This is a genomic window from Poseidonocella sp. HB161398 (assembly GCF_005870025.1).
Taxonomy (GTDB): Bacteria; Pseudomonadota; Alphaproteobacteria; order Rhodobacterales; family Rhodobacteraceae; genus Mangrovicoccus.
Window position 1 is genome coordinate 49,626 of sequence record NZ_VATA01000005.1, and the last position, 19,107, is coordinate 68,732.

The following is a 19,107-nucleotide window of genomic DNA, read 5'->3' on the forward strand; positions in this document are numbered from 1 at the left end:
CGCTCAGTTCGGAAGGGGAAGCGCCAGGAGGCGGATGAAGACGAGATGGACGAAGACCGCCGAGGCCAGGCCGAAGCCCGCCGCGGGGATCAGCAGCCGCGGGTGCCAGCCCCGGCTGATCGTGCCGAGCAGCAGGATCCAGGGGGCGGCGAAGAGGGCGACGGCCTGCGGCGTGCCGATCGCCTGCATCAGCCAGGGCATGGCCAGCAGCGACAGCACCAGCAGCCCCGAGAGGATCCAGCTGCGCGCGGCGGCGACCATCTCGCCGGTCGGCTGCGGCGCCGGGCGGCGGGTCAGCACGCCCAGGACCAGAAGGCCCGCCCCGGCGATCCCGGTCGCCCAGAGGCAGAGCCGGATCAGGAAGAACGGTCCCGGGTCACCGGGCATCTTCATGCCCTGCCAGGCAAGGCGGCTGTCGCGCAGGATCGCGAGGCCGAGGACGCAGAGCACCAGGAAGAAGGCGGCGGCGGCGAAGGTCTTGCGGGTCGATCCGTCGATGGGGGGCTGCATGGCGCTCCTTTCGGGGGCTCTCCGGCTGGACATCTGGCGCGGACGGGCGCGGGCGCCCCTCCGCAGCGTAAAGGGCGGCTTACTCGCGCTTCAGCCCGTCGGCGACGAGCCCGGCCTCGAGCAGCAGCGGGTAGACAGTCTCGACCTGGGTGGCGAGCTCCTCTGCGGCCATCTCCGAGCCGCCGGTGCGCAGCACCATGCCGTTCTTGGCGGCGGCCGAGGTGAAGGCCTCGCTGCCCGCGGCGGCCAGAAGGCCCTCTTCCAGCTTCGCCTTGATCTCGGCGGGCATGCCCTTCGGACCGACGATCATGACGAAATCGCCGGTGACGATGTCATAGCCCTGTTCCTTGAAGGTCGGCACGTCCGGCAGCTGCGGGTGGCGCGTCTCGGAAGCGACGCCCAGCACGGTCACCGTGCCCGCCTTGGCATGCTCCAGCACCGGCGGGATCGGCAGCGTGGCGGTCTGCACCTCACCGGTCAAGAGCGCGGTGACGGTCGGCGCGTGGCCGGGATAGGGCAGCTTCATCATCTCGATGCCCAGCCCCTTGGGGATGACATTGGCGAAGACGAAGGAGTTGCCGCCCTGCGGGTCGTTGCCGTTCATGAAGGCCATCGGATCGTCCTTCATCGCGGCGACGTAGTCGTCGAGCGTTTCGATGCCGGTATCGGCCGAGATCTCCAGCGCGCCGGGCTCGTCGGAGAGGTAGATCAGCGGATCGACATCGTCCATCGTCGGCGCGTTGGCGTTCATGAAGGACTGCGAGATCGCGTGCAGGCCCATCACGCCGATCGTGTAGCCGTCGGGATCGGCATCGGCGATGTGGCGCATGCCGGTGGTGCCGCCGGCGCCGGTGACGTTGTCGACCACGACGGGCGTGTCCATGACTTTCGACAGCTCGTTGCCCAGCAGGCGGCCGACCAGGTCATGGCCGCCGCCGGCGGGCCAGACGACGGTGATGTGGATCGGCTCGGACGGGTAGGCGTCCTGCGCGAGCGCGGCCTGGCCGGAAAGGCCCGCGGCGGCGGCAAGGGCGAAGGCGGAGGAAAGAAGATGGCGTCGGTTCATGCTGTCCCTGCGGTCTGTTTCAGGCTTCAAGCGGCACGCCGCCATCGGCCGGGTTTCGGTGCCGGGGCTGTTGCAGCCCCTTTTCGTCAGCGGATTGTTCCGCCTTTTCAAAGGCAAAGCTTCCCTGTCCGCCTCCCGGACAGGGGGCGGCGCCGAAAGAGTCTGCCGGTGATCCGGTATAAGAGAGCGCGTCCAAACTTGTTTGTACAGAAATAAATTTCTGGGACGCATCTTTGGCGGGCCGTCTGGCGGCCGGGGCTCCGGCCACCGCTTATATTTTATGCAGAATTTGCCATGTCGGCGCGAACTGCGGCGTTCAGAGATCCAGCACGACCGGCCCGCGCGGGACCGAGCAGCAGAGCAGAATCTCGCCTTCTGCCGGTTCCTCGAGCAGATCCTCGCTGTATTCCGTCTCGCCCTCCAGCTTGCGGCAGGCGCAGCTTCCGCAGATCCCGGCGCGGCAGCTGAAATCCGGCGACAGGCCCTGGGCCTCGGCGAAATCCAGCAGGCTGGCCTGGGCGGGGTCCCAGGGCATCTCGATCCCGGAGCGGGCGAAGCGTACCGTCGCGGTCCCCGTCGCCGGAGCTGCAGCCGCAGCCGGAGCAGGGGCCGGCGCGGGGGCGCCGCCGAAGCTTTCCTGCCGGATCTCCGCGTCGGGCAGGCCGAGGCTGGCGAGCGCGGCGCGCATCGCTGCCATGAAGCCCTCGGGTCCGCAGAGATAGGTCTGCCAGGCGTCGAGCGGTAGCAGCCGGCGCAGCAGCGCGCGGTCGATCAGCCCCAGATGCTGGCAGCGCCCGGCCTGGAGGTCCTCGGCGCTGCCTTCGGCCAGGACGGTGATCCGGGTCAGCCCGGGCATCCGCGCGGCCAGCGCATCGAGCTCGTCCCCGAAACAGAGTTCCTCGCGCGAGCGGCAGGCATGGAGGAAGACGACAGGCCGCTCCGGCTGGCGCGACAGCGCATGCAGCATCGCCAGCGCGGGGGTGATGCCGATCCCGCCGGTCAGGAGCAGGACGGGGCGGTCGCTTTCTTCCAGCACGAAGCGCCCGCGCGGCGCCTCGGCGGCGATCCGGTCGCCGGGCTTCAGCCCGTGCAGATGCGCCGAGCCGCCGAGCCCCGCCGCCTCCAGCTTGACGCTGAGCCGGTAGCCGCTCCGGTCGCCCGGATCGGAGGAGATCGTGTAGGTCGCCAGCTTGCGCCCGGGCAGGCCGAGTCGTAGCGGCAGGTGCTGGCCGGGCAGGAAGGGCGGCAGCTCGCCCGCGGCCGCGCGCAGGCGCAGCGACACGACGGCGGCGCTTTCCTCGATCCGCTCGGCGACTTCCAGGTCAAGCGCGCCGGCTCTTGCAGGGGACGCGGTCATGTCGGCAGGCCCCCCGGAATGCCCAGGCTGCGCATCTCGTCGCGCAGGAAGGCGGCGATGGCGGCGTTCTGGCCGATCAGCGAGAATTTCGCGCCGTCGCCGTAATCGGTGAGGTTGATCATCTCTGTGGTGATGACCGCGAGGCGGCTTTCCGGCGTCCCGGCATGATGGCGCAGCACCTTGCGGGCGACGTGCTTGCAGGGCTCCAGCCGCCAGGCCTCCCAGGGGGAATGCCATTCGCCCGCCGCGGGCCGGGTGAACGGGTAGAGGATCGCGCGGCCGGGCTGGCCCTCGCGCTGGCGCTGGTGCGGATCGTCCGGCACGCCCGCGGCGCCGTTGCCGCTGTCGTGATGCGACCAGAGGTTCCGCGGCCCGGACGGCGTCACCGCGCGGAGCTGGAACCAGCGGACGATGCCCGCATCGAGCCATTCGTCGACCAGGTTGCCCGGCAGGTAGGGGTCGAGCACCAGCCGCCCGGCCTCGACATCCCCGCGGATGCCCGAGACTTCGAGCTCCGCCGGGTCGCCCATCTTGAAGAGCATGTGGGAATAGTCGAGCGTCAGGTTGAACGGGATGCCCGCCTTGTCCGCGGCCTCGGCGACCACGGCGACGCGGCGCGGATCCTCGCTCCACATGTTCACGTGCAGCTCGAAGCAGGGCTCGATGCCCGCGGCCTCGCCCGCCTCCCAGGCCTCGGCCCAAGCGCGGATCACCTCGTCATCGGTGGCCCAGCGGCCCTCGGAATGCCAAGCGAAGACCATCATGTTGTGGAACTTCGCCCCGGCTTCGACCGCGCGGGCCATGTTGGCGCGCAGGCCGGGCAGGTAGCCCGGCCCCAGCGCATAGACGCCGCTGGCGGTGAAGGCGGGCAGGCCATTGGCCTCCGAAAGCGCGCGGAAGGCGTCGACCTCGCCCGGCATCGGCAGCCGGTCGAAGAAGTCGAAGACCCCGGCGCCGGCGACCATGGCGAACTGTTCCTCCAGAGGCTGCTCGGCGAAGGAGACCGGGCGGCCGGGCGAGGAGGCCTGCGCGCCGCGGCCGTTGCAGCCGATGGGCAGCGGCGCCGCGCGGCTGGCGGCGGCCCGCAGGGGACGCATCTCAGTCATGGTAGACATAGCTCCCGTCGGGCTCCGCCGAGACGTCGTCGGTGCGCTCGCGCTCCAGCATCTCGGTGATGCGCTTGCGGTAGACCATCGGGCCGCGGTCGATCGCCAGGCGGATCGGGCGGCGCTTCAGCGGGCGGGCCTCCTCGGCATGGACGGCCTCGAGGATCTCCTTGTCCTCGCCGAAGGCGATGCGGAACATCGCGTCGATCTTCTCGGAGGCCTCGGCGGTCTCGATCGCGGTGTTGCGCAGGTGCATCCAGCGGTCGATCGTCTCGTTCTCGTTGACCGGCGTCATGAAATGCAGCGCGAAGATGCGGTTGCCCTGGTCGCGGTCCTCCTCGTCGATCTGCGCGGCGGCATCGGCGGAGCCGAAATCGATCACCGCGATCGAGGGGGCATGCAGGTGGTAGTAGTGCCAGCGGTCGACATTGCCCTCGAACCCGCCGAAGGCCTTGAAGAAGCCGATCGGCTCCGCGTCGCGGATCCAGCGCCAGGCGGTGATCGTCGGCCCCTCGGTGGAGACATGGACCGGCACGTTCTCGGAGGCCGAATTGCCGAGCGTGGTGGGGTGGACGAAGCTGACATGCGCCGGATCGACGAGGTTCTCGGCGACGTTGAGATAGTTCGATTTCAGGTAGAGCGCGTCGCCCTGGTGGGCGTGCCAGCCGGCTTCGTAGAATTGCGGCAGGTCGAAGATCTTCTCGGGATCGGCGCGGTGCGGATCGCCCATCCAGATCCAGACGATGTCGTTCTTCTCGACCACGGGATAGGCGTCGACATAGGCGGAGGGCGGGATCTTGTCCTGGCCCGGAACGCGGGTGCACTTGCCGTCCGGCCCGAAGGTCAGCCCGTGATAGCCGCATTGCACCGCATCGCCGATCCGCTTGCCCTTCGACAGCGGCAGCAGCCGGTGCGGGCAGCGGTCCTCCAGCGCGGCGACATGGCCGTCGCGGCGGCGGTAGAGCAGCACGGGATCGCCCAGGATGGTGAAACGGCGCAGCGTGTCGTCGATCTCGGAGGACCAGGCGGCTACGTACCATGCGTTGCGGACCAGCGTCGTCATTGTCATCTCCCGGCCACCCGCGGGGGCGGCTTGCTTGCGTGAATTGCTACGTAGTCAAAGTGAATTCTCGCGGCGAGTCGGTCAATGGCTTCCCATGATCCAGATCAATAACTGGCGCGATTTGTTTGTATGCGCACGAATGGACCGCGCATTGGATAAACTTGCCCAAATCTTAGGCGGAAAAAGTTGCGAGTACGTAGAAAAATCCGCCGCAAGACGGCGCGGCGGGCGTCGCGCGGCCTAGTCCTCGGCGGGCAGGAGCTTGCGCAGGAGCTCGAGGAAGAGCGTCCGCTCGATCTCGGTCAGGGGCGCCAGCAGCGCGTCCCCGGCCTCGACGCTGACCGGCACATGGGTCTCGGCGCAGGCGCGCCCGGCCTCGGTCAGCGACAGCACGGTGGTGCGCTGGTCGGCGGGGTCGCGGCGCTTCTCGATCATGCCGTCGCGGGCGAGCTTGCGCACGACGACGGTGGTGGTCGAGGGATCCATGCTGGTCATCCGGCCGAGGCGGCTCTGTGCCATCGGCCCCTCGCGCAGCAGCGTGACCAGCGCGACGAACTGCGTGACCGAGAGATTGGGCAGCTGCACCTTCTGGGTGAAAAGCTGCGCGCCGCGCTGGTGCACACGCCGCACCAGCTGCGCGGGATGGTTGCGGGCATCGTATTCGGCAACCCGCCGCTCGAACTCGTCCTGATCCGCGGCCATGCCGTCCCCGTTGCGCTGTCCCGGACCTCAGAGGCCGGGCCGGGCGACGATAGCAGCCGCGACGGGCGGCTTCCAGCCCGGGGCGATTGCGGCATCTGCGCTTTCCCGGCAGACTGGGGACCCGGAGGGAGGCACGGCACGGCATGGAACCAGACCTGTTCGAGCAGACGGCGGATTACGGGCTCGACCTGTACCATTTCCTGAAAGTCCAGGCGGGCGCGCTGCTCCGGCCCTGGGTCGGCTACCAGGTGCTGATCGCGCTGGGGCTCTTCGCGCTGGCCCATCTGGCCGCGATGGTGATCGGGCCGCGCCTGCATGACTGGCTGCGGGCGCGCCAGGGCTGGCCGATGTGGCGGATGCGCACCGCGCTGGTGCTGCACCGGCGGCTGCGCGGGCTGATCTTCGTGCCGCTGATCTGGGGGATGATCTACCTGCTGCGCGAGACCACCTGGCCCAGCCGCTCCTTCCTGCTGACGATCATCGGCAACCTGTCGCTGGCCTGGATCGTGGTGGCGCTGGCGGCGCGGCTGATCGCCAACAAGGTGCTGCGCGCGGTGGTGCAGTACGGCGCCTGGATCTGGCTGACCCTGACGGTGCTGGGCCAGACCGAGCAATTCGTCGAGCTGATGTCGCATATCACCGTCGATCTCGGCAGCCTGACAATCTCGGCCTGGATGGTGGTGCAGGCGGCGGTGGCGGTCACGGTGCTGCTGGCGGGGGCGCGCTTCGTGTCGCGCATCTCGGCCGCGCGGATCAATGCCAACGAGGAGATGAGCCCCTCGATGCGGGTGCTCACCGTCAAGGCGGTGCAGCTGGCGCTCTACGGCTCGGCCTTCCTCTTCGCGATGAAGGCGGTGGGCGTCGATCTGACCGGGCTGGCGGTGCTTTCGGGGGCGATCGGCGTCGGGCTCGGCTTCGGCCTGCAGAAAGTCGTGTCGAACCTGGTCTCGGGGATCATCATCCTCTTGGACAAGTCGGTGAAGCCCGGCGACGTGATCTCGCTGGGCGAGACCTTCGGCTGGATCAACGCGCTCGGCGCCCGCTATGTCTCGGTGGTGACGCGGGACGGGCGCGAATACCTGATCCCGAACGAGGACATGATCACCGGCCAGGTGGTGAACTGGTCGCATTCGAACGAATTCGTCCGGCTCGACATCTTCTTCGGCACCTCCTACCAGAGCGACCCCCACCAGGTGCGGCGCATCGCGGTGGAGGCGGCGCAGTCGGTCAGGCGCGTGCTGGCGTCGAAGCCGCCCGTCTGCCACATCACCGGTTTCGGCGACAGCTCGGTCGACTACATCCTGCGCTTCTGGATCAGCGATCCCTCGGACGGGCTGACCAATGTGCGCGGCGCGGTCTACCTGGCGCTCTGGGACGCGTTCAAGGCCAATGGCATCTCCATCCCCTTCCCGCAGCGCGAAGTGCGGATGCTGGGCGCAGAGGCGGCCGGAAGCTGACGGGGGAAAAGAAAAAGCGGCGGTCCCAGGGAGGAGGAGGGGACCGCCGCCGATTTCCGCAGCTCAGGGAGGAGGAGGAGCTGCCGGAAACTTTCTACTCAGTCACTCGTGACGTCGTTATCGCTAACCTAGAGGGTTCGCCGCGCCGCAGCAACCTTCCGTTGGGCAATGCCGCCATGCGCCGGGCGCAAGCCTGTCCGGCCCGCCCGGCGCATGGCCGCTCAGGGCTCAGCCGAAGACATAGGTCCCCGGTGCCGGGCCCAGAGACGGTGGCGCCTCCGGGGCGGGGACGGGCGCGCTGCTCTGCTTGCCCAGCCACTCCGCCCAGGGCTCCCACCAGGAGCCGTCGCGCGTCTCGGCCAGCTCCATCCAGCTGTCGGCCGAAAGGTGCGGGCTGCCCTGCGGCTTCTCGCGGATGCGGAAATGGCGCCGCGGATGGCCCGGCTCCGAGACGATCCCGGCATTGTGCCCGCCCGAGGTCAGCACGAAGGTGACATCCGTGTCGGTCAGCAGGTTGAACTTGTAGACCGAGCGCCAGGGCGCGACGTGGTCGGTCTCGGTGCCGACGGCGAAGGCCGGGACCTTGATGTCGTTGAGGTTCACCGTATGGCCGAGCACCCGCCACTGGCCGCGGGCCAGCTGGTTCTCCAGGAAGAGGCCGCGCAGGTATTCGGTATGCATCCTCGCGGGCATGCGCGTGCTGTCGGCATTCCAGGCCATCAGCGCGTTCTTGCCGGATTTCTGGCCCATCATGTACTGGGTGATGATCCGGCTCCAGAACAGGTCGTTGGAGCGCAGCATGGTGAAGGCGCCCGCCATCTGCTCTGCGCCGAGATAGCCCTGGGTCTTCATGATGTCCTCGAGGAAGGCCACCTGGCTTTCCGAAATGAAGAGCGACAGCTCGCCGGCCTCGGTGAAATCGACCTGCGCCGCCAGCAGCGTGACCGAGGCGATCGGCTGGAACTCGCGATGCGCGACATGCGCCGCCGTCGCCGAGAGCAGCGTCCCGCCCAGGCAGTAGCCCGCCGTGTGGACCTTGCGCGTGCCGCCCGAGACGAAGTCGAGCGCCGCCAGAGCGCCGTCGCGGACATAATCGTCCATGCCCTTCTCGGCATCCTCGCGGGTCGGGTTCTTCCAGGAGATCATGTAGACCTCGAAGCCCTGCTCCAGCAGGTACTTCACCATGGAGTTCCGCTGCTCGAGATCGAGGATGTAGTATTTCATGATCCAGGCCGGCACGATCAGCAGCGGCTCGGGGCGCACCTCGGCGGTCTGCGGCGTGTAGCGGATCAGCTCCATCAGCTCGTTGCGCAGCACCACCTCGCCCGGAGTGACGCCCAGCACCTCGCCGACCTTGTAGTCGGCATCGGGCTCCTTCTCGCCGGTGGTCTGCTCGCGCAGGTCGTCGAACCAGTTCTGCAGCCCGCGCAGGATGTTCTGGCCATGCTCCTCGCGGGTCTTGGCGAGGACGGCGGGGTTGGTGAAGAAGCAGTTCGACGGCGAATAGGTGTCGAGGATCTGGCGGATGGCGAAATTGACGATCCGCTCGTGGCGGGGATCGGTGCCATGGACCCGGCGCGTGGCCTCGTTCCACCAGGCTTCCTGCTTGAGGAAGCTGCGCGCCATCACGTTGAAGGGGAAGGCCTCCCAGCCCGGGGCGGAGAAGCGGCGGTCCTTCTTCATCGCCTGCATCTCGGGGCAGTCCTCCTGGCCGGCCAGGCAGGCGGCGGGCAGGTGCATCGTCTCGATCGCCTGGTCCCAGGCAAGGTTGTAGAGCTCGGTCTGCTTGTTCGGGGAGCCGAGGAGGTGCAGCCACCAGTCGAGGGCGGCGGTGCCGAGCGCGGCCGGGGAGAGGCCGCCGGTATAGCGTCCGATCGCGGCGTGGAATTCGCGGTCGCGGTCGTTGCGGGCGGGACGGACCACGTGGGAGTCCGCTCCGGCAATGTTGTCGTGCATCATTAACCTGTCCTCACCTAGCTGTGCCGGGGGCCGTTCCGGCCGGATCGTCCGGCAGCCTCCGTCCCGCGGGAAAGCTGCGCCCCGGTCCTCCGCCGGATCGCACATCCGCAGCGAGATTAACATGACATGGCGCAATATGCAGGGAAACGGAAACGCGTCCGGGCGGAAAGCAGCGGGTATTTTCGTCGCATTGGCGCAGGCCCGCCCAGGGCGCTGCGGCCTGCCGCCGACGGGGGCAAGCGGGCCGGGCGCCCCCAGGCGATGCGCGCTGTTTCGCGCGGGCGCTCTAGTCGGCGTGGGCCTCGCCCAGATGGGAATGCCCGGCATGGCTGTGATGCATGGCATCCGCCGCGCCGATCTCGGCCTCGATCTCCAGAGCTCCGGCATCGGTCAGCAGCACCAGATCCAGATGGCCGCCCTCTTCGAGCGGGGCGGAAAGCCCGCTCAGCCGCACCGCCATCACGCCCGGGGCCAGCACCATCTCGCGCCCCGCTGGGACCGGCACGGCGGGCAGCGCCTCGGCCGTCTCGGTGCCGCCCGCGATGCGGTAGCCAATGAGCGCGGCCGATTGCGCCCGCGCGCTCGAGGCGCCCGAAAGCAGCACCGGCGCCTCGCCGAGATTGTGGACCAGCATGAAGACATCGGCGGTCTTCGCCGACGTGGCGCGGGTCCAGGCATGCTCGACAACCAGATCGCCCAGGGCGAAGGCGTGATGTTCCTCCTCCTCGTGGCCGTGGGTCTCGGCGGCCATGGCCGGGCCGGAAAGGGCGAGAAGGGCGGCAAGAAGGAAGCGCGTCATGGGTGTCTCCGCTGGATCAGGCCCGCAGGCCGTCGGCAATGGGCTGGCGCAGCACCACGAGGGCGGGCAGGAGCGACAGCAGGCTGGTGGCGGCGAGGAAGGCCGCGGCCAGGTGGATCTCGGACCAGCCGATCGAGGCCTCGACCAGCACGTCGGTGCGCAGCGTGACGATCCGCGACAGCACGGCGGAGGCGAGATAGCCCGCGCCGAGCCCCAGCACCGTGCCCGCGGCGAGGAGCCCCGCGCCATAGCTCCAGATCACCGCCATGACGAAGCGCGCCGGCGCGCCGAGCGCGCGCAGCATCGCGGTCTGGCGCTGGAAGAGCCGGGTCAGGATGAAGAGCCCCAGCAGCACCGAGGCAGCGACGAGGATCTGGGTGGCGACCGACATCAGCGACATCGCCTGGCGCACGTCGCCCATCACGCGGTAGAGCTCCGAGAGCACCGTGCCGGGGAAGAAGGCCATGGTCTCGGCATCCCGGGTGAATTCGGATTTCAGCGCGTAATTGGCCCAGAGCGCGGTCGATTTCACGATCACCGCCGGGGTGCCGGGGAAATCGTCCGGATCGAAGGGCGGGCCGATCTGCGCGGCGCGCTCCGGCGCGTGGCCATTGGCCAGGCCATGGACCTCCCAGACGGCCTCGACCGGGATCAGCAGCGCCCGGTCCCAGGGCGTCCCCGAGCGGGGCAGCAGGCCGGTGACGACATAGTCCGCGCCGTCATGGGCGTGGTCGTCGGCGCCTGCGCCGGTGCCATGGGCCGGGGTGAAATGGTCGCCGATCGCCAGACCCGCGGCGGCGCCCGCGATGGCCTCGGAGGTGGACTGCCACATCCGGCCCTCGAGCGCGCCATCGCCCAGATGGGCGACGAAATCTGCGGTGGTGCCGATCACCGGGCTCGTCCCGTAGCTGTCGCCGAAGGCGAGCGGCGCGGCGATGTCGACATTTTCGTTGCGGGCGATCTCGTCATAGGCCGCCCCGCCCAGCAGCGGCACGTCCGAGGGCTGCAGGAAGACGGTGGCGAGCATCATCGTCATCTCGCTGCCCGGGGCGGAGATCACCAGGTCGAACTTGTCGGCGGCGCTGGCCATGCCGCGGCGCAGCCCGCGCTCCTGCGCGATCACGCCGATCCCCATGCCGACCGAGACGGCGATCAGGAGGACGAAGATCAGGTTGGCCCAGCGGAACCGCCAGAGCACGGCGCGCACCAGCGGCAGCGGCGCGAAGCCGCGCAGCAGGACGAGCGCGCAGAGCGCCAGCGGCGCGAGCAGGCCGAGCGTGACCAGGATGTCCTGCGCCAGCACCGGCAGCGCGTCCCAGAGATCACGCATGGGCGTCCTCCGCGATCCGTCCGTCGGCGACGGTGACCACCCGGTCCATCCGCTCCAGCAGATGCGGGTCGTGGCTGACCGCGATGAGCGTGCGCCCGGCATCGCGGGTGACGGCCACCAGATCGCCGGTCAGCCTGTCGGCGGCGGCGCGGTCGAGGCTGGCGGTCGGCTCGTCGGCCAGGAGTGCCGGCGCATCGGCGGCCAGGGCGCGGGCGACGGCGACGCGCTGGCGCTCGCCCCCCGAGAAGGAGGCGACGGCGCGATGGCCCGCGGGCAGGCCCAGATCGGCCAGCAGCCCGGCTGCGCGGGCGCGGATCGCGGCGCGCCCGGCGGCGGGACGGAACATCGCCGCCAGCCCGGCATTCGACGCGGCGTCGAGCTCGTCGAAAAGCAGGAAATCCTGGAAGATGATGCCCAGATTGGCGGCGCGGAACCGCGTGCGGCGGTCGCGGGACAGGCCGAGGATCTCGGTCCCGCCCCACTGGACGCGGCCCGAGGCGCGCTCCAGCAGCCCCGCCAGAGCCAGCAGGAGGGTCGACTTGCCCGCGCCCGAAGGGCCGCGGATGCCAAGGCTGGTGCCCGGCGCGACCTCGAGCCGGGGCACGGCGAGGAGCGGCGTGCCGTCGGGCCGGGCGACCGAGAGCCCCTCGACCGCCAGCGGCAGGCCCGGCCGGAGCCCGGTGCCGTCAGGCATAGCTGGCATCCGTCAGCCGGATCATCGAGACGAAGCCGGTCTCGGGGTCCTTGAAGCTGCCCAGCTCCAGCACGCCGCGGGTGGTGATATTGACGTTGAAGGGCACGACATCGACGATCCGCTTGGTGTAGATCGCCAGGATGTCGTCCGGCCATTCCGCCTCGCTTTCGCAGAACGGGCAGTAGGACATCGGCATCTTGGTCAGCACGAAGAACCGGCTCTCCGCCTTCAGGGGCGGCGCCATGAAGCCCGGCACGGTGATGCGCTGGCCCTGAAGCTCCTGCGCCAGATCCGAGAAGCTGCGGTCCTTGTTGTAGAGCTCGCGCAGCTTGAGCTGCGTCTCGGCGGCCAGCGCGGGGCGCGCCAGGAAGGGCGCGGCAAGGGCGGCGGCAAGGAACAGGCGGCGGTCCGGTCTCATCAGGTCATCCTCGTGGCGGCGGGTGGCGGGCCTGCCGGGCGCTGCGACTTTATCACGGGCGCCCCGGCAGTCCGCCGGAAAAGCGGCGGAGGGCCCCGGCGGCCGGGACCCTCCTGGAAGCTGCGGGGCCCGGATTACTCCGGCGCGACCGCGTAGTTCATCACGTGGAAGATCACGTTCTGCTCGATCGTGCCGTCGAAGAGATGCGACCACGGGCCCTTGGCATAGAGCGCGACATCGACGCCGGAATGCGACTCGGAGGATTTGGGGATCAGCGACTGCTGGACATAGTCCAGATCCTGCGCCTCTTCCTGGGTGATCTCCGGGCGGCCTTCGGGGGCGGCATAGCTGCCATCGGCCTGCTCGACCATCACGGAGGAGGAGCCGTTGAGATAGCCCACCACGGTATAGGGCTTGCCGTCATCGCCCAGCACCGGCTCGTCGGAATGCATGATGCCCTCGTTGGAGACATCGTAGCACAGGCCGTCGATCGGGGTGCCGCGGCCGCAATAGCCGTTCATCGCGATCGCGTGCTCGTGGTCGGCGGTGACGATGATCAGCGTGTCGGCGTCATCGGTCAGCTCGTCGGCCAGCGCGACGGCGTCGGCAAAGGCCTTGCCGTCGGTCATGGCGCGCTTGGCGTTGTTGGCGTGGTTGCCGTGGTCGACGCGGCCGGCCTCGATCTCCAGGTAGAAGCCGTTCTCGTTCTGGGCGAGGAACTCGATGGCCTTCTTGGTCATGTCCGACAGCGACGGTTCGGTCGCCGGGCGGTCGACCTCGTAGGAGGCGTGGCTGTCGGTCCACATGCCGAGGATCGGATGCGCCATGTCGAGCGCGTTCAGCCCGTCGAGATCGGAGGCGTACTGGATGCCGGCCGCCTTGGCTTCCTCGATCAGGTTGACGCCGTCCGGACGGTGGCCCTTGCCGCCATTCGGGGTGGCGGTGCCTTCGGGGACGAAGTAGCGCGCGCCGCCGCCCATGGCGATATCGACGGTGCCCGCCGCCATCGCGTCGATCAGCTGGCTGGCGATGTCCTTCTGGGTGTCGCAGCCCTCGGGGACCGCGTCCTCGTAGTCGCGATGCGCGGTCTTGGCATAGACTGCGGCGGGGGTGGCATGGGTCAGGCGCGCGGTGGTGACGGCGCCGACCGACTTGCCGGCCTCGGTCATCAGCTCGGAGAACAGCGTCAGCTCGTTGCCCGGCACGGTCGAGCAGTCGTCGGTGACCGCGTTCTCGCCGAGATTGATCAGGTTGAAGCGCTGCTTGACGCCGGTATTCATCGCGCCGGCGGTCGGGGCGGAATCCGGGGTCTGGGCGTTGATGTTGTAGGTCTTGACCAGCGCCAGATGCGGGAAGGCCTCCTGCGGCTGGACGTAGTCGTCGCCATAGCCGCCGTCCTGCTGGCCGGCCCAGAGGCGGTTCATGTAGTTCGAGGCGACGCCGTTGCCGTCGGCGACGAACAGGATCACGTTCTTCGCGGTATTGGTGTTCGGCTGCTTGGCCAGCTCGGCCCGGATGCGGTCCTGGCCGGCAGTGTACCAGTCGCTGCCGGATTGCGCGATGTCCTGGGCGAAAGCGCCGGAGGCGGCCATGGCCAGGGCCGAGGCGGCGAGCATCTTGTGCATGGAGTGTCCCCAAATAGGCATGATGTGACGGACCGCCCCTATGCCCGGGATGTAACACTCCCGTGAAGGAATCGTGGATTCTTCATAACAATCAATGAGTTACGTTATATTATCACGCCATCTGCGCCCCTGCAAGCGGCCCGGTGCCGCCGCAGCGGGGCAGGGGCTCAGAGCCAGCGGCGCAGCAGGAAGAAAAGGAAGATCGCCAGCGAGGAGCCGACCATCAGCACCAGCGACAGCTCGAACCCGGCCAGCCAGTGCAGCATCGGCATGTCCTCGAAATTCATCCCGAAGATCGAAGCGATCAGGGTCGCGGGCAGGAAGATCGTGGCGACGATGGAATAGTAGCGCGCGTTGTCGTTCTGGGTGAGGCTGATCAGCCCCATCGTGGCGTCGATCGCCAGGCTGACCCGGCCGTTCAGCGCATCGGCATGCACGGTCAGCGCCTCGACGTCGCGATCGGCGTTCTTCAGCCCCTGCTTGCGGCTGAACTCGACCCGGCCCTCGGCGCGCAGCTGCTCCAGATGCACCAGCGTGCGGCGCAGGATCAGCAGGTTCAGGCGGATGTCGGAGAGCGCCTCGCCCATCCGCCCGGTGGCGCGGATCAGCCCGCGCAGCTCGGCGGCCTCCTCCATCGCCTCGTCGCGGAAGACCTGCTGCGCGGTCTTGTCGAGCTCGCGGTCCCAGTTCTCCAGCACGTCGGCGATATGGCCGACCCCGAGCGCGATCAGCGCCACCGCCACGTCGCCGGGGGTGAAGCGCCGCGCCAGCGAGAAGCCGTTCCACAGGTTGGGGCCGTGGAAGCGCACGGTGACGATCCGCGTGGCGTCGAGCATCAGCGTCACCGGCGCGAAGGACTCGTCGCCGTCGCCGCCCGGCTCGGTCAGCAGCACGGTCAGCATGTCGGCCTCGCCCTTGCGGGTCAGCCGCTGCGAGGGCTCGATCTGGCCCATGTCCTTCAGCCGCGGGATCTCGAAGCCCAGGCTGCGCATCCGCTCTGCATCGGCCTTGCCGGGATTGTAGAGGTCGATCCACATCGCCTCGGAGAGATCGCCCTTGGGATCGAGCGAGCGCAGTCCGGTCTCTTCGACGCGGTAGGCGGAAATGGTCATGCGGCATGCGTCCTTCTCGGCTGAGCTGCCCGGCAGCGGGCCCGGGATCCTGCCTATCGCGGCTGGGCGGTCCGTCAAGCATCCGTTCCGGTCCCGGAAGGGGAAACCGCCGGGGGCGCGCGCAGTTCCCGGCGGGCGCGTCGGGGGGCAAGGCAGAGGCACCGGCTCTGCGGCCGGTGCGGCGGGTCACAATCGTTAACGCAAGGACAAGTAGGGAAACCGGGAATACCGCGGACCGGCGCGCAGGCGTAAGGTTCGTGCATTGCGGCGGGTCCGGCGAGCTGGGCGAAACCGCCGGACAGACCATTTCGATGACCTGCCCATTTCACGCAAAGACCTTTTCCTTAATGCCCGGGGCCGCTGTTCCAGCAGCGGCCCCGGCGCCTGTTCCGGGGGGGCGCGGCAGGGCCGCTGGCGGCGCCGGAATGTTAACTACAAATAACTATAAACATTTACACAACATCATCTGACGGCTACCCACCGGCACAGACTTTGGCAGAATGCCCGGCGGTGCCGGACCGGAAGGCCGGGATCGCGCTGTCCCGGCCGGCCTGCGGGACCCGCAGGACCTCCGGCGCGCCTCCGGACCCCGGAGAGACTGGCGCAAGGGACGAATTGCAAGATGACCCGACCTAGCTCCTGCGCGGCCTGAGCCTCCGGCCCGGATACCGCCTTTCCGCCCGATACCCGTTTCCGACCGCCGTGCCCGGCCTTCTCTCCCCCGGGGGCTGGGCGGTGCTGTCCACTGCAGAGATCACGATGACCTTCCATAGCTGCTTTCCCCATTCCGCACCGAAACTTGCCGATTTCGGCAAGGGCGCCAGCCTGCGTCCCTATGACAGGAGCGCCCTCGGCCATGGCACCGGCGGCCAGGCCCCGCGCTACGAGATCTGCGGCGGCGCCGATGCGGGCGCCTTCTCCGTCGATGCGCGGAGCGGACGGCTGGCCTTCCGCGGCGAGGGCGCTGCGCCGCGCCATGGCGGCGAGGGCGATCCCTACGAGCTGGTGCTGAAGATCCGCGACGGCTACGGCCTCTCGTCGCTGCGCGGCGTCAAGGTCGACGTATGCGGGACCAGGGAGGCGCCGGCCGACGCGGAGTGCATCACGCTCGAGGCCGAGGACTTCCGCTCCTGCGGCTTCCGCACCGCCGCCTCGGCGACCGCCTCGGGCGGCGAGATCGTCAAGCTGGCCTGCGGCGCGGGCAGCCTTTCGACCAGCTTCCAGGGCGAGAGCGGCCGCTATGCCCTGTCGCTCTTCGCCCAGGACGAGACCGACGGCGTCTCGAAGCTGCTGGTCTATGTCGGCGGCGAGCTCGCCGGGGTGGTGCGGCTCGACGGCCAGAGCGACGGGCCGGGCAGCGACCATGGCCGGTTCTCGCAGATCGACCTGGGCGAGATCGGCATCGCCAGGGGCGACGCGATCCGGATCGAGGCCTATGGCAATGGCGGCGAATATGTCCGGCTGGACAGGATCTGCCTGGCGCCGGTCGAGGACGAGGCCGGCTGCAGCCGGACGGTGACCATCGCGACCGAGGATTTCGAGGGCGGCGCGCAGGGCTGGAGCCGCTGCACGACCAGCTACGACCCCGATCTGGGCCGGTTCCTCGGCAGCTTCGGCAAATGCGACTACCCGTCGAAATCCTTCGCGGTGCCCGAGGGCGCGGAGAGCGTCACGGTGGCCTTCGATCTGCTGGTGATCGACAGCTGGGACGGCGAGCACATGTACGTCAAGGTCGAGGACACGATCGTCGATCTGGGCCGCTTCGCCTGGTGGCAGGCGGCGGGCAGCCGCTCGGGCGAGGCCGGCGGGATCTCCTTTGCGCTCGAGACGGTGACCGGGCCGGCCCATCTGACCGGGCAGGATTGCGCCGCCTACTTCAAGGACCAGGTGGTCCGCGTCACGCTGCAGATCCCGGCAGAGAAAATCTGCGGCAGCGAGATGACCCTGACCTTCGGCGCCTCGCTGGACGAGGGCCGCTGGAACGAGAGCTTCGCCATCGACAATCTGGAGATCACCGCCGAGTTGCCCTGCGCGCCCGCGGGCGACGCGGTGGTCGGCGGCCGCTATTTCATCGATGCCGACGGCGATGACACCGAATGGAATGCCGGAACCGGCAGCTGGGAGGCCGGCGTGGCCGGCGCCACGGTCGAATTGCTGCAGGATGGCCGCGTCGTCGCCGCCACGACCACGGACGGCACCGGCACCTACCGTTTCGAGAACGTCGTCGCGGGCGCGTATTCCGTCCGCTTCGAGGATCCGGAAAGCGCCGCGGGGGTCGGCTATGCCTTCGCCGCCGCGGACCAGGGCGATGACGGCGCCGACAGCGACGTGGTCCAGGCCGACGGCACGACGGCGGTCTTCAATGTCGGCAAGGGCTGCACGGTCTGGAATGTCGATGCGGGCATCGCCGATCCGGCCACGGCGGAGATCGGCGACCTGGTCTTCCTCGATGCCGATGGCGACGGGGTCTATGCCGACGGGGTCGATGCCGGGCTGTCCGGCGTGGTGGTCACGCTCTATGACGCGGACGGCAAGGCCGTTGCCACGACGGTCTCCGGCGCCTCCGGGGCCTACCGCTTCGCCGGGCTCGCCGCGGGCAGCTACCAGGTCGGCTTCGGCGCCGTGGCGGGGCTGGCACTGACCGCCGCCTCGGCCGCGGCCGCGGATGCGCTCGACAATGATAGCGACGCGGATGCCGTTACCGGGCTGACCGATGTCTTCGACCTGGCGATCGGCGAGACCGAGACGGATATCGACGCGGGCTATGTCCAGCTGAACGCCGCCCCCGTGGCCGCAGCGGATGCAGGCGCCGGCTGCGCCGACAGCCAGATCCTGGTCGACGTGCTGGCCAATGACAGCGATGCCGACGGCGATGCGCTTTCGGTGGCGACCATCGGCGGCCAGGCGGTTTCGGGCGGGACGGTCTATCTCTCGGGCAGCGCGGCGGTCACGCTTGCGGATGGCGGCAGCGCGGTGCTCGATTTCGAGGGGCTGGCGGCGACGCTCACCTCCGCGGGCATCGTCTTCGACGGCGCCGAGGCGCTGCTGGCGCTGAACTACGGCGAGACCGCGCAGGTGACGGTCAGCTACGGGATCGAGGACGGCGAGGGCGGCAGCGCCGAGGGCAGCATCGCGCTGAGCTTCGCGGGCACGGCCGACTCGCTGGAGGAAATCGCCGAAAGCCTGCCCGCCACGGTGACGGTGCAGGTGACGAATGCGGTGCAGGAGCCCTTCGCCCGCACCGATATCGAGGATAGCTGCTTCGACCTGAAGATCACCGGCGCCGATGGCGACACGCGGCTCGAGGGCGTGGTCTTCACCGCCGCCTACTGCCTGAGCTTCGAGGACACGGCCGGGGACGGCACCGATTTCGACACCGCGCCGGAATGGACGGGCAATCTCTACGTCGCGGATGCGGATCTGCTGCCGGCGGGCGTCTTCAACGACGGCCAGATCGGCGGCAACGGCCAGAGCGCGGCGGAGAACCTCGATCTGGTCAATTACATCCTGAACCAGGACTGGGAAGGCCAGGGCTATACCGGCTGGGAGGTGCAGTTCGCCGTCTGGGAGCTGACCGACGACGTCCGCTACGCGCTCTATGCCAAGCGCTACCCGGAATACGGCACCGCCGCGCATATCGACGACATCCTGGAGGATGCCTATGCCAATGGCGAGGGCTTCGTGGCGGGCGCGGGCGACCTGGTGGGGCTGATCATCGACCCCGCCACCTCGAGCGACGAGAACTCGCAGCCCTTCATCGTCGCGGTGGAATACGACAGCCTCGACTGTCTCTGCCTCTGCTGATGCCGCCCTTCGGGGGCCGCCCTGCGCGGCGCCCGGAGACCCCGGCTCCGTCCGGAGCCGCCAAGGCGGCGTCCCTTGCCCTCCCGATGCTCGAAGACGCCGGAA

15 protein-coding genes are annotated in these 19,107 nt (G+C 69.1%); 2 read left to right on the forward strand and 13 right to left on the reverse strand.

Features of this window, described 5'->3' with window-relative positions:
• Positions 1–3: 3 nt before the first annotated feature.
• The 6 genes from FGX59_RS06070 to FGX59_RS06095 form a co-directional block, all read right to left on the reverse strand.
• Entirely contained in the window at positions 4–510 is a 507-nt protein-coding gene (locus tag FGX59_RS06070; protein ID WP_171060527.1) for a tripartite tricarboxylate transporter TctB family protein, read from the reverse strand.
• Between the two features lie 79 nt (positions 511–589).
• Positions 590–1,576, reverse strand: a complete 987-nt coding sequence (locus FGX59_RS06075; protein ID WP_171060528.1) for a tripartite tricarboxylate transporter substrate binding protein — start codon at positions 1,574–1,576, stop codon at positions 590–592.
• A 316-nt stretch (positions 1,577–1,892) separates the two neighbouring features.
• The gene (locus tag FGX59_RS06080) at positions 1,893–2,933 is read right to left on the reverse strand and encodes a 2Fe-2S iron-sulfur cluster-binding protein (protein ID WP_138465632.1); all 1,041 of its coding nucleotides are present in this window, start codon (positions 2,931–2,933) and stop codon (positions 1,893–1,895) included.
• Complete coding sequence (locus FGX59_RS06085; RefSeq protein WP_171060529.1) at positions 2,930–4,039, reverse strand: TIM barrel protein; 1,110 nt, start codon at positions 4,037–4,039, stop codon at positions 2,930–2,932. The genes FGX59_RS06080 and FGX59_RS06085 overlap by 4 nt, the downstream gene beginning before the upstream one ends.
• Positions 4,032–5,102: an aromatic ring-hydroxylating dioxygenase subunit alpha gene (locus FGX59_RS06090; protein ID WP_138465634.1), complete on the reverse strand. Its 1,071-nt coding sequence runs from the start codon at positions 5,100–5,102 to the stop codon at positions 4,032–4,034. The genes FGX59_RS06085 and FGX59_RS06090 overlap by 8 nt, the downstream gene beginning before the upstream one ends.
• A 240-nt stretch (positions 5,103–5,342) precedes the next feature.
• Positions 5,343–5,804 (reverse strand): MarR family winged helix-turn-helix transcriptional regulator, encoded by a 462-nt coding sequence (locus FGX59_RS06095; protein WP_138465635.1) that lies wholly within the window; start codon positions 5,802–5,804, stop codon positions 5,343–5,345.
• A gap of 143 nt (positions 5,805–5,947) precedes the next feature.
• On the opposite strand from FGX59_RS06095, the gene FGX59_RS06100 reads away from it, so the two are divergent.
• The gene (locus FGX59_RS06100; RefSeq protein ID WP_138465636.1) at positions 5,948–7,261 is read left to right on the forward strand and encodes a mechanosensitive ion channel family protein; all 1,314 of its coding nucleotides are present in this window, start codon (positions 5,948–5,950) and stop codon (positions 7,259–7,261) included.
• 228 nt (positions 7,262–7,489) lie between these two features.
• Here FGX59_RS06100 and FGX59_RS06105 read toward each other — a convergent pair whose 3' ends face one another.
• The 7 genes from FGX59_RS06105 to FGX59_RS06135 all read right to left on the reverse strand — a co-directional run bounded on the left by FGX59_RS06105 (position 7,490) and on the right by FGX59_RS06135 (position 15,198).
• The gene (locus FGX59_RS06105; protein ID WP_138465637.1) at positions 7,490–9,220 is read right to left on the reverse strand and encodes an alpha/beta hydrolase; all 1,731 of its coding nucleotides are present in this window, start codon (positions 9,218–9,220) and stop codon (positions 7,490–7,492) included.
• A gap of 286 nt (positions 9,221–9,506) precedes the next feature.
• The gene (locus FGX59_RS06110) at positions 9,507–10,019 is read right to left on the reverse strand and encodes a copper chaperone PCu(A)C (RefSeq protein ID WP_138465638.1); all 513 of its coding nucleotides are present in this window, start codon (positions 10,017–10,019) and stop codon (positions 9,507–9,509) included.
• Between the two features lie 16 nt (positions 10,020–10,035).
• On the reverse strand, positions 10,036–11,349 hold the full coding sequence (locus FGX59_RS06115) for an FtsX-like permease family protein (protein ID WP_138465639.1): 1,314 nt from the start codon (positions 11,347–11,349) through the stop codon (positions 10,036–10,038).
• Positions 11,342–12,043 carry an ATP-binding cassette domain-containing protein gene (locus FGX59_RS06120; protein WP_138465640.1) on the reverse strand — a complete coding sequence of 234 codons (702 nt, stop codon included), beginning with the start codon at positions 12,041–12,043 and terminating at the stop codon, positions 11,342–11,344. Before FGX59_RS06120 ends, FGX59_RS06115 begins: the two co-directional genes overlap by 8 nt.
• A complete protein-coding gene (locus FGX59_RS06125; RefSeq protein ID WP_138465641.1) occupies positions 12,036–12,461 on the reverse strand; it encodes a hypothetical protein in 426 nt (141 codons plus the stop codon). The genes FGX59_RS06120 and FGX59_RS06125 overlap by 8 nt, the downstream gene beginning before the upstream one ends.
• Before the next feature lie 134 nt (positions 12,462–12,595).
• Positions 12,596–14,086, reverse strand: a complete 1,491-nt coding sequence (locus FGX59_RS06130; RefSeq protein WP_138465642.1) for an alkaline phosphatase — start codon at positions 14,084–14,086, stop codon at positions 12,596–12,598.
• A gap of 167 nt (positions 14,087–14,253) precedes the next feature.
• Positions 14,254–15,198, reverse strand: a complete 945-nt coding sequence (locus tag FGX59_RS06135; RefSeq protein WP_138465643.1) for a CorA family divalent cation transporter — start codon at positions 15,196–15,198, stop codon at positions 14,254–14,256.
• A 759-nt stretch (positions 15,199–15,957) separates the two neighbouring features.
• Between FGX59_RS06135 and FGX59_RS06140 the strand changes: the two genes are divergently transcribed.
• A complete protein-coding gene (locus tag FGX59_RS06140; protein ID WP_138465644.1) occupies positions 15,958–19,002 on the forward strand; it encodes an SdrD B-like domain-containing protein in 3,045 nt (1,014 codons plus the stop codon).
• Positions 19,003–19,107: the final 105 nt, after the last annotated feature.

Excerpts from the sequence above, each read along its gene's own strand:
- FGX59_RS06070 (WP_171060527.1), bottom strand. The coding sequence starts at position 510 with ATGCAGCCCCCCATCGACGGATCGACCCGCAAGACCTTCGCCGCCGCC.
- FGX59_RS06075 (WP_171060528.1), bottom strand. The coding sequence starts at position 1,576 with ATGAACCGACGCCATCTTCTTTCCTCCGCCTTCGCCCTTGCCGCCGCC.
- FGX59_RS06080 (WP_138465632.1), bottom strand. The coding sequence starts at position 2,933 with ATGACCGCGTCCCCTGCAAGAGCCGGCGCGCTTGACCTGGAAGTCGCC.
- FGX59_RS06085 (WP_171060529.1), bottom strand. The coding sequence starts at position 4,039 with ATGACTGAGATGCGTCCCCTGCGGGCCGCCGCCAGCCGCGCGGCGCCG.
- FGX59_RS06090 (WP_138465634.1), bottom strand. The coding sequence starts at position 5,102 with ATGACGACGCTGGTCCGCAACGCATGGTACGTAGCCGCCTGGTCCTCC.
- FGX59_RS06095 (WP_138465635.1), bottom strand. The coding sequence starts at position 5,804 with ATGGCCGCGGATCAGGACGAGTTCGAGCGGCGGGTTGCCGAATACGAT.
- FGX59_RS06100 (WP_138465636.1), top strand. The coding sequence starts at position 5,948 with ATGGAACCAGACCTGTTCGAGCAGACGGCGGATTACGGGCTCGACCTG.
- FGX59_RS06105 (WP_138465637.1), bottom strand. The coding sequence starts at position 9,220 with ATGATGCACGACAACATTGCCGGAGCGGACTCCCACGTGGTCCGTCCC.
- FGX59_RS06110 (WP_138465638.1), bottom strand. The coding sequence starts at position 10,019 with ATGACGCGCTTCCTTCTTGCCGCCCTTCTCGCCCTTTCCGGCCCGGCC.
- FGX59_RS06115 (WP_138465639.1), bottom strand. The coding sequence starts at position 11,349 with ATGCGTGATCTCTGGGACGCGCTGCCGGTGCTGGCGCAGGACATCCTG.
- FGX59_RS06120 (WP_138465640.1), bottom strand. The coding sequence starts at position 12,043 with ATGCCTGACGGCACCGGGCTCCGGCCGGGCCTGCCGCTGGCGGTCGAG.
- FGX59_RS06125 (WP_138465641.1), bottom strand. The coding sequence starts at position 12,461 with ATGAGACCGGACCGCCGCCTGTTCCTTGCCGCCGCCCTTGCCGCGCCC.
- FGX59_RS06130 (WP_138465642.1), bottom strand. The coding sequence starts at position 14,086 with ATGCACAAGATGCTCGCCGCCTCGGCCCTGGCCATGGCCGCCTCCGGC.
- FGX59_RS06135 (WP_138465643.1), bottom strand. The coding sequence starts at position 15,198 with ATGACCATTTCCGCCTACCGCGTCGAAGAGACCGGACTGCGCTCGCTC.
- FGX59_RS06140 (WP_138465644.1), top strand. The coding sequence starts at position 15,958 with ATGACCTTCCATAGCTGCTTTCCCCATTCCGCACCGAAACTTGCCGAT.